14 protein-coding genes are annotated in these 12,956 nt (G+C 33.9%); 9 read left to right on the top strand and 5 right to left on the bottom strand.

What is annotated here, in order from left to right:
- The first annotated feature begins 40 nt into the window (after positions 1 to 40).
- From DMB71_RS10230 to DMB71_RS10220, 3 genes are all read left to right on the top strand, one after another.
- The gene (locus tag DMB71_RS10230; RefSeq protein ID WP_111365837.1) at positions 41 to 1,228 is read left to right on the top strand and encodes a hypothetical protein; all 1,188 of its coding nucleotides are present in this window, start codon (positions 41 to 43) and stop codon (positions 1,226 to 1,228) included.
- Positions 1,229 to 1,334: 106 nt separating this feature from the next.
- Positions 1,335 to 1,673, top strand: coding sequence for a T9SS type A sorting domain-containing protein (locus DMB71_RS10225; RefSeq protein WP_111365835.1), 339 nt, complete (start codon positions 1,335 to 1,337; stop codon positions 1,671 to 1,673).
- A gap of 193 nt (positions 1,674 to 1,866) precedes the next feature.
- On the top strand, positions 1,867 to 2,847 hold the full coding sequence (locus DMB71_RS10220; RefSeq protein ID WP_111365834.1) for a LuxE/PaaK family acyltransferase: 981 nt from the start codon (positions 1,867 to 1,869) through the stop codon (positions 2,845 to 2,847).
- 219 nt (positions 2,848 to 3,066) lie between these two features.
- Here DMB71_RS10220 and tyrS read toward each other — a convergent pair whose 3' ends face one another.
- Complete coding sequence (gene tyrS, locus DMB71_RS10215) at positions 3,067 to 4,362, bottom strand: tyrosine--tRNA ligase (RefSeq protein ID WP_111365832.1); 1,296 nt, start codon at positions 4,360 to 4,362, stop codon at positions 3,067 to 3,069.
- A gap of 253 nt (positions 4,363 to 4,615) precedes the next feature.
- Between tyrS and DMB71_RS10210 the strand changes: the two genes are divergently transcribed.
- The 3 genes from DMB71_RS10210 (at position 4,616) to DMB71_RS10200 (ending at position 7,074) form a co-directional block, all read left to right on the top strand.
- Positions 4,616 to 4,933, top strand: coding sequence for a hypothetical protein (locus tag DMB71_RS10210; RefSeq protein WP_111365830.1), 318 nt, complete (start codon positions 4,616 to 4,618; stop codon positions 4,931 to 4,933).
- Positions 4,934 to 4,960: 27 nt separating this feature from the next.
- Positions 4,961 to 5,848, top strand: coding sequence for an outer membrane beta-barrel protein (locus DMB71_RS10205; protein ID WP_111365829.1), 888 nt, complete (start codon positions 4,961 to 4,963; stop codon positions 5,846 to 5,848).
- A 224-nt stretch (positions 5,849 to 6,072) separates the two neighbouring features.
- Positions 6,073 to 7,074: an NAD-dependent epimerase/dehydratase family protein gene (locus DMB71_RS10200; RefSeq protein ID WP_111365937.1), complete on the top strand. Its 1,002-nt coding sequence runs from the start codon at positions 6,073 to 6,075 to the stop codon at positions 7,072 to 7,074.
- On the opposite strand, the gene DMB71_RS10195 is transcribed toward DMB71_RS10200, so the two are convergent.
- Genes DMB71_RS10195 through DMB71_RS10185 form a run of 3 tightly spaced genes read right to left on the bottom strand, consistent with a single transcriptional unit; the run spans position 7,069 to position 9,631 of the window.
- Positions 7,069 to 7,545, bottom strand: a complete 477-nt coding sequence (locus DMB71_RS10195; RefSeq protein WP_204251782.1) for a DUF4296 domain-containing protein — start codon at positions 7,543 to 7,545, stop codon at positions 7,069 to 7,071. The genes DMB71_RS10200 and DMB71_RS10195 overlap by 6 nt on opposite strands.
- Before the next feature lie 9 nt (positions 7,546 to 7,554).
- Entirely contained in the window at positions 7,555 to 8,895 is a 1,341-nt protein-coding gene (locus DMB71_RS10190) for a dihydroorotase (RefSeq protein ID WP_111365827.1), read from the bottom strand.
- Positions 8,896 to 8,905: 10 nt separating this feature from the next.
- Entirely contained in the window at positions 8,906 to 9,631 is a 726-nt protein-coding gene (locus DMB71_RS10185; RefSeq protein ID WP_008465116.1) for a polyprenol monophosphomannose synthase, read from the bottom strand.
- Between the two features lie 106 nt (positions 9,632 to 9,737).
- Between DMB71_RS10185 and DMB71_RS10180 the strand changes: the two genes are divergently transcribed.
- The 3 genes from DMB71_RS10180 to DMB71_RS10170 all read left to right on the top strand — a co-directional run bounded on the left by DMB71_RS10180 (position 9,738) and on the right by DMB71_RS10170 (position 11,966).
- Positions 9,738 to 10,406, top strand: coding sequence for a DUF4271 domain-containing protein (locus tag DMB71_RS10180; RefSeq protein ID WP_111365825.1), 669 nt, complete (start codon positions 9,738 to 9,740; stop codon positions 10,404 to 10,406).
- A gap of 14 nt (positions 10,407 to 10,420) precedes the next feature.
- Positions 10,421 to 11,170 carry a uroporphyrinogen-III synthase gene (locus DMB71_RS10175; RefSeq protein ID WP_111365823.1) on the top strand — a complete coding sequence of 250 codons (750 nt, stop codon included), beginning with the start codon at positions 10,421 to 10,423 and terminating at the stop codon, positions 11,168 to 11,170.
- A gap of 325 nt (positions 11,171 to 11,495) precedes the next feature.
- Positions 11,496 to 11,966 carry an Lrp/AsnC family transcriptional regulator gene (locus DMB71_RS10170; protein WP_111365821.1) on the top strand — a complete coding sequence of 157 codons (471 nt, stop codon included), beginning with the start codon at positions 11,496 to 11,498 and terminating at the stop codon, positions 11,964 to 11,966.
- 202 nt (positions 11,967 to 12,168) lie between these two features.
- On the opposite strand, the gene DMB71_RS10165 is transcribed toward DMB71_RS10170, so the two are convergent.
- Positions 12,169 to 12,855 carry a zinc metallopeptidase gene (locus tag DMB71_RS10165; protein ID WP_008465123.1) on the bottom strand — a complete coding sequence of 229 codons (687 nt, stop codon included), beginning with the start codon at positions 12,853 to 12,855 and terminating at the stop codon, positions 12,169 to 12,171.
- Positions 12,856 to 12,956: the final 101 nt, after the last annotated feature.

The following is a 12,956-nucleotide window of genomic DNA, read 5'->3' as shown; positions in this document are numbered from 1 at the left end:
ATTTTGACAAAAATAAAAACGAATAATACAACACAAAACTATGAAAACTAAAATTCTTGCTTTAGCACTTGCTACAGGTTTATTTTTTAATTCTTGCTCAAGCAGCGACGATCCGACTCCTGCACCGACACCTGCTACAGGAGAAATTACAGGTCCTATCACTGCAAACAAAACTTATGCTTACGGAAACTACACATTAAAAGGAATTGTAAAAATTAATTCTGGTGTAACTGTAACTTTTGATGCAGGATCTACAATCACTATAGACAAAGCTACTGGAGACAACGCTTTAGTTGTTTTAAACGGAGGAAAACTTATCATCAACGGAACTGCTGACAAACCAGTTGTTTTTACAGAAAAATCTAAAGTTCCTGGTTCTTGGGGAGGTATCATCATGTACGGTGATGCACCTGCAAAAGTTGCTGGAGGAGGAACTTCTTCTACTTCAGAAGATGGAAACAATATTTCTTACGGAGGATCTAACGCAACTCACAATGGTGGTTCATTAAACTACGTAAGAGTTGAGTACGCTGGTTCTAAATTAGCTGACGGAACAAAAGAAAACAACGCTTTCACATTCTACTCTGTAGGTTCTGGAACAACTTTAGATCACTTAGTAGCTTACAAAGGTGCTGACGACGGATTCGAATTCTTCGGAGGAACTGTAAGTATGACAAACGCTATCTCTTATGGTAACTATGATGACGCTTTTGACTGGCAAGATGGATGGCAAGGTACTGCTAATACAAACTGGTATGCTTACCAAACTGGAAAAGGAAACTACGGAATGGAAATCGAAGCATCTGCTAATGACAATTCTTTCGGACCAAAAGTTACTAACATTACTTTAAAAAGAGAAGCTGGAAACGTTCCTGAAGTTGGTGATAACCAAGTTGATGCTTTCCAATTCAAAAGAGAAGGTAACGGAGAATACAGCAACATCATTGTTGATGGTTATGGAAACTTCACAACCGGAGCTACAACTTACCAAGGTTCAGTAGTTAGCATCTTAGACGCAGCTACTAACACACACCAAGTAAATACATCTAAAATTAAAATTTTAAATGTAAAAATTTCTAACACAACAAATGTAACTCCAATTGCAGGCGCTGCTGGTTTTACAGTTGCTTTCCCTACAGGAACTTTTACAACAAGCACTACAGCTACTGGAGCTTCATTAGCAGCAGGAGCTTGGGCTTCAGTTGATGGAGCTAGCTTAATCAAATAAGAATAGCCTTATACAATGTTAAAAACATCCTAAATATTTAGGATGTTTTTTTTTGGCGTCATTTTTGTAATTTTTTTTGTATATTTACGGTAATCAAATACATGCGATGGCAAAAAACTACTTTTATATTACTTTCTTATTGGCATTTTTCTTTACTCTAAGCGTTTCGGCGCAAGATAATAAGCAATTACCAAAACCTCAAGAATCTACTTCTATTGAGGGTCTAAGCTTGTATCCTAACCCAGTTACAAATGGAAAAGTGTACATATCATCTAAAAACGATTTAGAGAAAGAAATTATTGTGTTTGATCTTTTAGGCAAAAAAGTATTGCAAGCACATTTAGTATCAAAAGAACTAAGTGTTTCAGAACTGCCTCCAGGTGTTTACATCATCAAAATAAGCGAACAAAACGCATCGGCAACACGAAAACTCATTATAAGATAAAGCTCCTTTGGAGCTTTTTTAGTTTTCAGTCACAGTCACAGTTTTCAGTTTATATGCTTTGCTGAATACTCCGACTAAAAACCGAGACTGAATACTTCTTTCAATTATACCCTTTCGTAAAAATCCTCACCGAAAACTGAGACTGAAAACCGAGACTGAAAACTAAAAAAAAGTATCTTTGCAAAAAAAAGTTTTGATTACAGCCAACGATATCTTTACCATTTCAAGTCAGAAGCAATTTGAAAAAATAGCATTAAAAGTTTTTCGTTTTCAGTACGAGAACAATAAAGTTTATCGTGAATTCTGTGATTTTTTGAATGTTAATCCACAACAGGTAAAATCACTGCAACAAATTCCATTTTTACCTATTCAGTTTTTCAAAAGTCACGATGTGGTTTCTAATACTGATCCTGCACAAGTAACTTTTACCAGCAGCGGTACAACCGGAATGATTACCAGCAGACATTTAGTGACCGATATTTCCCTATATGAGGAAAGTTACCGCAAAGGATTTTCTCAATTTTATGGCAATATAGAAGATTACGTTGTTTTAGCCCTTTTGCCGTCTTATTTAGAACGCGAAGGCTCTTCGTTAATTTATATGGTAGAAGATTTGATAAAACTCTCCAATCAGCCTGAAAGCGGGTTTTATTTGCACAACCACGACGACTTAATCAAAAAACTTCTTGAATTGGATGAAGCAGGTCAAAATGTAATTTTAATTGGAGTTACGTATGCTTTGTTGGATTTGATCGAAAAACACCAATTCAATCTTCGAAATACCATTATTATGGAAACTGGAGGAATGAAGGGAAAACGCAAAGAAATGATTCGTGAAGAACTGCACGAAATACTTTGCAAAGGTTTTGGCGTTTCTTCTATTCATTCAGAATACGGAATGACAGAACTTTTAGCGCAAGCCTATTCTCTGGGTGAAGGTGTTTTTGAATGCCCTTCTTGGATGCATATCTTAGTTCGTGATCCAGAAGATGCTCTTACTTACGTGAATGATGGAAAAACGGGTGGCATAAACGTAATTGATTTAGCCAATATCAATTCATGCTCTTTTATTGCTACGCAAGATTTAGGCAAAAAATATTCAAACAACTCTTTTGAAGTATTGGGACGTTTTGATAATTCTGATATTCGAGGTTGTAATTTGATGGTACTTTAAATCGGTTAATCGTTGATTTGATTAATCGGTTAATCGATATTCACTGTGCTGTTCAAACGTTCCTACGGAAACTGCAAAACAAATTTTAATTCTACCGACGAGACATTCCTACGGAATGTTTTTTTCAATAAAAAATCCCAATATTCTTTCGAACATTGGGATTTATATACTCAAAATTAAGATTTCATGAATCGATTAAACAATTAACCGATTAAACGCTTAAACGACACGAATCACAAAATAGTTTTTCTTTCCGCTTTGCAATAAAACGAATTGATTGTTGATTAAATCATTTGCTGATAAAACGAAATCTTCTTTTATTTTTTCTCTGTTTACAGAAATTGAGTTTGCAGTTAAAGCTCTTCTTGCTTCTCCGTTAGATTTAAAAAAACCTGTTTTTTCGTTTAAAACCGTAATAATATCCAATCCGTTTTCTAAATCTGCTTTTGCGATTTCAGCTTGTGGAACTCCATCAAAAACTTCTAAAAAAGTTGCTTCGTCCAATTTTTTCAAATCTTCTGCAGTTGAATTTCCGAACAAAATATTCGAAGCCTGAATTGCTTTTTCTAGTTCTTCTCTATTGTGAACAAAAACAGTAATTTCTTCTGCTAATTTCTTTTGTAAAACTCTTAAATGCGGAGCCGTTTTGTGCTCTTCAATTAAAGCTTCAATAGTATCTTTATCTAAGAAAGTAAAGATTTTAATGTATTTCTCAGCATCAACATCTGTGGTATTTACCCAAAATTGGTAGAATTTGTATACAGAAGTTTTATCAGCATCCAACCAAACGTTTCCACCTTCAGATTTACCAAATTTAGATCCGTCTGCTTTTGTAATAAGAGGAGTTGTTAAGGCGTAAGCTTTAGCATTCTCACCTCCCATTCTGCGCACTAATTCTGTTCCTGTGGTAATATTTCCCCATTGGTCAGAACCTCCCATTTGCAGAATACAATTGTTGTTTTTATATAAATGATAGAAATCGTAACCTTGAATTAACTGATATGTAAATTCTGTAAAAGACATTCCCTCACCTTCTCCGCTAAATCTCTTTTTTACAGAATCTTTAGCCATCATATAGTTTACGGTAATTCTTTTTCCAACTTCACGTGCAAAATCGATAAAAGAGAATTCTTTCATCCAATCGTAGTTATTCACCATTACAGGTGCATTTGCTTCGGTTGAATTAAAATCTAAGAAACGAGACAAAACACTTTTGATTCCAGCTACGTTTTTAGCCAGAGCTTCTTCATCAAGCAAGTTTCTTTCATCAGATTTACCAGAAGGGTCACCAATCATTCCTGTTGCTCCACCTACTAAAGCGATCGGTCTATGCCCGAAATTCTTTAAGTGAACCAATAAAATAATCTGTACCATACTTCCGATGTGCAGTGAATCTGCCGTTGGATCAAAACCGATATAGGCAGTGGTTGCTTCTTTTAGCAATTGTTCTTCCGTTCCAGGCATACTATCATGGTATAACCCGCGCCATTTTAATTCTTCAACTAGATTCTTCATTTTTTTAAATAATTTGCGCAAATGTAATCAATGTCAATGGCAATCACAAAAAGCAGTTTCATTATCAACCATAAAAAGCAGTTTCAATATAAAATTTAATCATTTAAGCTAAAAACATGGTAATGAGATTAATTCAAAACTCAATTTTCTAACGCAAAAGTCCAAAAGGATAGTAAAAAATCATTTTACGTAAACCCGTAAAAATCTATTCTATTTTTTCTTTAGATTCGCCCACCAAAAACTACCAAAAAAAATGAAAAAAACTTTATTACTAATTCTTTTTCTTTACTGCACCTTTAGCAATGCACAGATTTCATTTGAAAAAGGATGCTTTATTTCCAACAATGGAATACGAACAGAATGTTTCATCCGAAATTTGGACTGGAAAAACAATCCAACCGATTTCAAATATAAATCCCAGATTAGCGATAATGATTACAAAACAGAAACCATTGCTAATGTTCAGGAATTTGGTATCGACAATACTGTAACTTTCAAAAGAGCCAAAGTAAAAATGGATCGTTCCAGTGACAATTTAGACAAACTATCAGAAACCGGACAACCTGTATAGGAAGAAAACACTCTTTTTCTAAGGTTATTGGTTCAGGGAGAAGCAACATTATACTCGTACACAGAAGGAAATCTTATCCGATATTTTTACGAAACAAAAAGTACTCCATTAGAACAATTACTATACTTAAAATACAATTTGACAGAAGGTAGTCTCGCTAGAGAATTAAAAGAAAACAATTCCTACAAACAGCAGTTAAACAATAATGTAAGATCTGCAAATATAACCGATAGCGAGATTACGAATCTAAAATATAAAAAATCTGATCTTACCAGATACTTTCTAAAATACAACAATACTGACAAGAAAACAAAAAACAGCGTACTATCAAAATCTAGTGAAGGTCATTTTCATTTAAAAATAACACCTGAACTTAGTTTCATCTCAGGATCTATGAATGATGGAGACAGCCCATCATTAGATGTAAATTTAGATAGCAATACTAATTTCAAAATAGGTTTAGAAGCAGAATATCTTCTTCCTTTTAATAAAAACAAATGGAGCCTCTTTGTAAATCCTGCTTATCAAAAATACGAAACCACCAAACAATATAGCAGACCAGGCCTTTTTGCGGGATCTCCGACTATAACTCGAAATGTAGACATTAAATACACTAGCATCCAGCTTCCGATAGGACTACGTTATTATTTTCTTATCAATAGTAATTCAAAAGTTTTCATAAATGCCGCTTACTCTTTTGATATAAATGGTAAAGCGAGTTTATCCTTTGATAAAAATGCAGAACTTGAAAGCAAAACAGGATCCAATTTTGCTTTTGGCGTTGGCTATAACTTCAAAAACAAATTCAGTGCTGAAATTAGAACAAATACAAATAAACAGCTATTAGGAGATTACAACACCTTTTCTGTTGAATATAATGCAATTGATTTGGTATTTGCCTATACTATTTTCTAATAAACAACAGAAATTCTATAAAAGATAATAAAGCAATGGGTAAACATTTATCCGTTGCTTTATTTTTTAAATAATTTACGCAAATGCAATCAATGGCAATCGCAATTACAAAAAGCAATTGCAATATCAATAACAAAAAACACTTTGAAACTCTGCCTTTGAAATTTTGCAACTTTGTCCCTCTGCAACTTTGCACCTTTCCAACAAAAACTTATCTTTACAACATGATATTAGTAACTGGAGGAACTGGTTTAGTAGGCGCGCATTTATTGCTTCATTTAGTTGAAAATGGAGAAAATGTTCGGGCAATTTACAGAACCGAAAAGAATATTCAGAAAACAAAGTCGGTTTTTGATTTATATAAAAAAACAGATTTGTTTGAAAAAATCAATTGGCTTGAAGCTGATATTCTAGACATACCTTCACTTGAAACCGCATTTATTGGCATCAACCAAGTCTATCATTCAGCAGCATTTATTTCTTTTGAACCAAAAGACGAAGAAACCCTTAGAAAAACCAATATAGAAGGCACTGCAAACATGGTCAATTTTGCTATTGCTAAAGAAGTAGAAAAATTTTGCTACATCAGTTCGATTGCCGCTTTAGGAGATATTACTGCTCACGAAACACACATTACCGAAGAAACAGACTGGAATCCTGAAAAACCGCACAGCGATTATGCCATTTCTAAATATGGTGCCGAAATGGAAGTTTGGCGCGGACATCAAGAAGGCTTAAATATTATTATTGTAAATCCAGGTGTAATTTTAGGCCCGCCAAAAATGATGGATATTTTTGATGAAGGCAGTAGTGAGATTTATGGGAAAGTTTCAAAAGGGCTTCCATTCTATACATTAGGAAGCACTGGTTTCATCTCTGTTGATGATGTCGTAAAAACTACTTCTGAACTAATGAAAAGCGACATAAAAAACGAACGCTTCTCATTAATCTCTGATAATATCGTTTTTAAAGACCTTTTAAACACTGTTGCTGATGCTCTAAAAGTAAAGAGACCACATATTCATGCCACACCTTTTTTAATGAATTTCTTGTGGATGGCTGACGGAATATTTTCGACTTTATTCTTTAGAAAAAGAAGCATTACAAAAGCAACAGCAAAAGCTTCTTACTCAAAAAACCTCTATAGTAATGAAAAAATAAAAACCGCTCTAGGAACGGTTTTTACAGATATTCATCAATATATTATTAATAGCTCAAAATTATAGTTTTCTTCTATTTCTGTGAGCTTGTTGTATAGAATCAATATTAACTTTTGGAGTTGTTTTTTGAACAGGATCTTTTGACATTTCTTTCAGTTTTTTTCTTGCTTCCTTCGCTGCTTTTTTCTCATCAATTTTAACTAAAGAATCAGCTGCTCTCTGATTGACTTCAATTCTTTTATTGACTTGATCAAACATGTCTTTATAACTATCATAATCAGAAGCATAATACATGTTACTCTGCGCAAACTGAAGACTGTCTACTTTGTATTTTTTCAAAATAAACCTTTTCGGATCATTATCTACTGAATCCATAGACAATGGTTTCTGATATCTCATTGCTTCCAAAAGAGATAAATCATACATAATATCAATCATTTTATCTTTCTCGATAAGCTTTGCAGGCTGTTTTACCACATCTTTTTTACAGCTGATAGAAAGAAACAAAACCAATATTATTACTATAAAATTCTTCATAGTTGCTTTTTATCTGTCAAACAATAATCTTTTACCCGCTCTGGTATCTTTTACTTTGAAATTATTGTAAACCAATTCACCATTTACAAAAGTATGCGTAATTCTAGATTTGAAAGTATAACCTTCAAACGGAGACCATCCGCATTTGTATAAAATATTTTCTGGTTTCACGTTCCAAGGCAGACTTGGATTTACGATTACCAAATCGGCGTGGTAACCTTCTCTGATAAAACCTCTTTTTTCTATTTTGAAAAGCTTAGCTGGATTGTGGCACATTTTCTCCACGATTTTCTCCACACTAATTTTTCCTTGATGATGTGCTTCAAACATTGCCACAACAGCGTGCTGCACCAACGGACCTCCAGAAGGAGCATTCAGATAAGATTGCTGTTTTTCTTCTTTGGTATGTGGGGCGTGATCTGTCGCGATTACATCAATTCTTCCGTCATTAAGAGCTTTCCAAAGTTCTGCCCGATCTTCGGCTGTTTTAACGGCAGGATTCCATTTAATGAAATTTCCTTTTGTTTTATAATCTTCGTCAGTAAACCAAAGGTGGTGTACACAAACCTCAGCAGTGATTTTTTTCTCTTCTAATGGAATTTTATTCGTAAACAATTCCATTTCTTTTGCAGTTGAAAGATGGAAAATATGCAATCTTGCGCCAGTTCTTTTTGCTAAAGCTACTGCTTTTGATGAAGAAATATAACAAGCTTCTGCACTTCTAATTAAATTATGCGCCGTAACAGGAACGTCGTCTCCATATTGCTCTTTAAAAGCCGCTAGATTATTTTTAATCGTAGTTTCATCTTCACAATGAACTGCAATTAACATTGGTGTGCTTGAGAATATCTTTTCTAAAACTGCTTCATTATCAACCAGCATATTTCCCGTAGATGAACCTAAGAAAATCTTAATTCCAGCAACATTTTTTGGATTGGTTTTTAAAACTTCTTCCAAATTATCGTTTGTTGCGCCCATCATAAACGAATAATTCGCAAATGATTTTTTAGACGCAATTTGATATTTATCTTCTAAAATTTCCTGAGTAACCGCATTAGGAACTGTATTAGGCTGTTCTATAAAAGAGGTAATTCCGCCCGCAACTGCCGCACGAGATTCCGATTCAATATCTCCTTTGTGCGTTAAACCTGGTTCTCTAAAATGCACTTGATCGTCTATCGCGCCTGGCATTAAATAATTTCCTTCAGCATCGATTACAATACAATCTGAAGTTTTTAATGAAATGCTGTCTGCAATTTCAACAATCAGATCGTTTTCAATTAAAACATCACCTTCAAAAATTGTCCCTTCGTTTACAATTTTGGCATTTTTTATTAAAATCCTGTTCATTTCGGTTGGTTTATAATGAATTGACTAATTTTCTTAATCTAAGTGAAATCACTCCAAGAATAGCTTCTTTGATAATGGCATTACTCATTTTAGAAACTCCTTTTGTTCTATCTGTAAAAATAATTGGGACTTCGGTAATTTGAAATTTGGCGCAATACGTTCTGTACTTCATTTCAATTTGAAACGCGTATCCGACAAACTTTATTTTATTCAAATTGATTTTCTCCAGAACTTCTCTTTTGTAACATACAAAACCCGCAGTTGCATCGTGAATTTTCATTCCGGTTATGAATTTCACATAAACCGATGCAAAATAAGACATCAAAACTCGGCTTAAAGGCCAGTTGACAACATTTACACCTTTTACATAACGAGAACCAATAGCAAGATCTGCTCCTCCAAAATGACAAGCATCATATAATTTTTCTAAATCATTTGGGTTATGCGAAAAATCGGCATCCATCTCAAAAATAAATTGATAGTCGCGCTCCAAAGCCCATTTAAAGCCGTGAACATACGCTGTTCCTAATCCTGATTTTTTAGTTCTCTGCTCTAAAAACAGTTTTCCTGGATATTCTTCCTGCAATGCAATTACTTTTTTTGCAGTATGATCAGGAGAATTATCGTCGATAATCAGCAGATGAAAAGATTTATGTTGTGAAAGTACAGCTCTAACTATACTTTCTATGTTTTCAATTTCGTTATAAGTGGGAATTATGACAATGCTATCATTCATTTTTTCTCGGTAATTTCACCGCAAAAGTAAACTTTTTATAGCATTTGATTCATAATAAATATATAATAAAAGTATTGCATCAAAAAATTACTAATTTTGTATCGCTATGATTGAACAATTACACCCTCGAATTCTTGAAAACAAAGACTGGGCAACACTTTTATTTGTGCTGACCTTTGCTGTTGTTGCCATGACAAAATCGGCTTACGAAACAAGATTTAGTGAGTTTAGTAAACTTATTTTTTCTGACAAATACGCCAAAATTTATCGAGATAACAGCCACATGAAAAACAGCTTTACGGTTGGATTATTTTTTGTGCAGGTTGTATCGTTTGCTTTTTTTATTCTGCTAACGATGAATATTTTTGGCTATGCTTCAAAAACCGACTGGCTTTTATTTATCCGAATTGCAACTTTTCTGCTTTATTTCATTCTTGGAAAATATTTAATCGAGAAAATTGTAGCAGCTTCTTTCAACATTGATGAATTTGTAGAGCTTTTTAACTTACAAAAAGTAACGTACAGAACTTATATTGGCGTTTTAATCCTTCCAATCAATGCCGTTTTGTTTTATTACAACAATATTCCGCAAATTATACCCTTAGCAATCATAGGCATTTCGCTGTGTATTAGCGTATACTCTTACTTTATTTCAATTAAAACGTATCAAAACGTAATTATCGGCAAGTTATTTTATTTTATTTTGTATCTTTGCGCTCTTGAAATAGCCCCTTATTATTTTCTCTATTATTGGATAACAAAAGGGAGTGCTTAGAAAATATTTATAATATGAAAGTGAAAACAATTTTGGTGTCACAGCCTGAACCTAAAGTGGAGAATTCTCCTTACTTTGAGCTCCAACAAAAACACAAAATAAAAATTGATTTCAGACCATTTATTCATGTAGAAGGGGTTAGCGCAAAAGAGATTCGATTACAAAAAATCGATCTTAATCATTACACTGCGATCATTTTAACAAGTAGAAATGCTGTAGATCATTTTTTTAGAGTGGCTGATGAAATGCGTTACAAAGTTCCTGAAGGGTTGAAGTATTTTTGTCAATCTGAGGCTGTTGCGTTTTACCTTCAAAAGTATGTTGTGTACAGAAAACGTAAGATTTACGTTGGAGCAAAAGATTTTGCAGATTTATCTCCGCTAATTAAGAAGTACAAAGATGAGAAGTTTTTACTTCCTGCATCTGACCAATTAAATGCAGATGCTCCTGTTACATTAAACGGTTTAAAAGTAGATTGGGCACAAGCAATTTTCTACAGAACTGTAATGAGTGATTTATCTGATTTAGCAGATGTTTATTATGATGTCTTAGCTTTTTTCAGTCCGACAGGAATTAAATCATTGTTTAAAAATTTCCCAGATTTTAAACAAAACGACACCAGAATCGCCGTATTCGGAAGCACAACTCAAAAAGAGGCTTTGGATCATGGTTTAAGAATTGATATTCTTGCTCCAACTCCTGAAACGCCTTCTATGACAATGGCTTTAGAAAAATACGTTGCAGAAGCAAACAAAGGGAAATAATCCTTTTTAAAATATACAATTTTTAAAATTCCAAATTCCAAGTTAATCGCTTGAAATTTGGAATTTTTGTTTTTATGATTTATTCGATACGTTTCCCGTGGTTTCAACCATGGGAACACAACGCATATCAATACGTCTCCAGTGGTTGAAACCACGAGCTATGTTTAAAAACGAACTTGAGCGATAACGAACAGGTGAAGCAATTTGAAGTTTGGGATTTGGGATTTGGGATTTCAATATTGGAATTTCCATTTCTACAGCATTTTGACTACATTTGATTTCTATTGATAACCCAAATCTTAAAAATAGTTTCAAATTATAAGTTATGAAAATCAACTCCCTTTTAATTGAAATTGACGGAATCGACAAAGAAATACTTCGCTATCTCATGGACGATGCCCGAAAACCAATCTTGCAAATTGCTAATAAAATAGGAATTTCAGGCGCCGCAATCCACCAGAGATTAAAAAAGCTAGAACAATCTGGTGTTATTTCTGGATCTAAATTTACTGTAAACCCAAAAGTTTTGGGATATAATACAATGGCATTTGTTGGAGTTTATCTAGATAAAGCTTCAAGAAACTCTGAAGCCGTAAAAGAACTTAGAAAAATCCCAGAAGTTTTAGAATGCCATTATACTACAGGAAACTGGTCGGTTTTAATTAAAATTATCTGTCGTGACAATGAACATTTAATGCAACTTTTGAATAATAAAATCCAAGCCATTGAAGGAGTTTCGAGAACTGAAACGTTCATCTCATTAGATCAGCAGATTGATAGGCAAATACAGCTTTAGAATTAGATAATGTGCCAATTTGAAAATTAGATAATTTTATGTTAGCTGTTATCCTGAGTGAAGTCAAAGGGCTTAATTACCTATAAAGGCTTCGACTCCGCTCAGCCTGACAACTTAATAAAAAAACAAAACCCGACAGATTTTAAAAAACTGTCGGGTTTGCAATAAATTATCTAATTGACTAATTATCTCAATTAACTAATTAGTTCCTTCTACTTCCAGAATAAATTGATATATAGTACAGCAACGTTGCAATAGAACCAATTGCTGCTACCACATAAGTTCTTGCTGCCCATTTTAAAGCATCTTTTGCTCCTGCTTGTTCTTCTTGCGTCAGCATATGCTTATTTTCTAACCAAGCCAACGCACGGTTACTAGCATCATATTCTACCGGAAGTGTAATAATTGAAAACAAAGTTGTAGCCGCGAAAATGATGATTCCTATTAATAATAAACCTGGAAAAACTTTAATCATTAGAATTCCTGCAATCAAAATCCATTGTACAAAATTAGAAGCCACGCTTACAATCGGCACCAATTTAGAACGCATCGTCAGCCACTCGTAACCAATTGCATGCTGCACTGCGTGACCGCATTCGTGTGCTGCAACAGCCGCCGCTGCCGCGTTACGATGATTATAAACTGCTTCGCTTAAGTTTACTGTTTTATCTGATGGATTATAATGATCTGTTAACTGACCTGGCGTTGAAATAACACGAACATCTGTAATTCCGTTATCGGCAAGCATTTTTTCAGCAATTTCACGTCCGCTCATTCCGTTTCTTAATTGCAACTTCGAATACAATTCAAATTTGCTCTTCAGCTGCGAACTTACTAGCCAGCTGAACAACATTATAGCTCCAGCAATAATTAAATATCCTGATCCCATTTTTTTTGTGTTTTTAGATTGATTTTTAAATTTACAAAACAAACTGCAAAATGCGAACCATTTTAACAAAATGCCATTTTGACATTTTTTTACCACTTTTG

Source organism: Flavobacterium tistrianum, assembly GCF_003254545.1.
Classification (GTDB): Bacteria; Bacteroidota; Bacteroidia; order Flavobacteriales; family Flavobacteriaceae; genus Flavobacterium; species Flavobacterium tistrianum.
The sequence above is the reverse complement of the archived record's forward strand: the minus strand, read 5'-3'. Positions and strand labels throughout refer to the sequence as shown.

Excerpts from the sequence above, each read along its gene's own strand:
- DMB71_RS10230 (WP_111365837.1), top strand. The coding sequence starts at position 41 with ATGAAAACTAAAATTCTTGCTTTAGCACTTGCTACAGGTTTATTTTTT.
- DMB71_RS10225 (WP_111365835.1), top strand. The coding sequence starts at position 1,335 with ATGGCAAAAAACTACTTTTATATTACTTTCTTATTGGCATTTTTCTTT.
- tyrS (WP_111365832.1), bottom strand. The coding sequence starts at position 4,362 with ATGAAGAATCTAGTTGAAGAATTAAAATGGCGCGGGTTATACCATGAT.
- DMB71_RS10210 (WP_111365830.1), top strand. The coding sequence starts at position 4,616 with ATGAAAAAAACTTTATTACTAATTCTTTTTCTTTACTGCACCTTTAGC.
- DMB71_RS10200 (WP_111365937.1), top strand. The coding sequence starts at position 6,073 with ATGATATTAGTAACTGGAGGAACTGGTTTAGTAGGCGCGCATTTATTG.
- DMB71_RS10195 (WP_204251782.1), bottom strand. The coding sequence starts at position 7,545 with ATGAAGAATTTTATAGTAATAATATTGGTTTTGTTTCTTTCTATCAGC.
- DMB71_RS10190 (WP_111365827.1), bottom strand. The coding sequence starts at position 8,895 with ATGAACAGGATTTTAATAAAAAATGCCAAAATTGTAAACGAAGGGACA.
- DMB71_RS10185 (WP_008465116.1), bottom strand. The coding sequence starts at position 9,631 with ATGAATGATAGCATTGTCATAATTCCCACTTATAACGAAATTGAAAAC.
- DMB71_RS10180 (WP_111365825.1), top strand. The coding sequence starts at position 9,738 with ATGATTGAACAATTACACCCTCGAATTCTTGAAAACAAAGACTGGGCA.
- DMB71_RS10175 (WP_111365823.1), top strand. The coding sequence starts at position 10,421 with ATGAAAGTGAAAACAATTTTGGTGTCACAGCCTGAACCTAAAGTGGAG.
- DMB71_RS10170 (WP_111365821.1), top strand. The coding sequence starts at position 11,496 with ATGAAAATCAACTCCCTTTTAATTGAAATTGACGGAATCGACAAAGAA.
- DMB71_RS10165 (WP_008465123.1), bottom strand. The coding sequence starts at position 12,855 with ATGGGATCAGGATATTTAATTATTGCTGGAGCTATAATGTTGTTCAGC.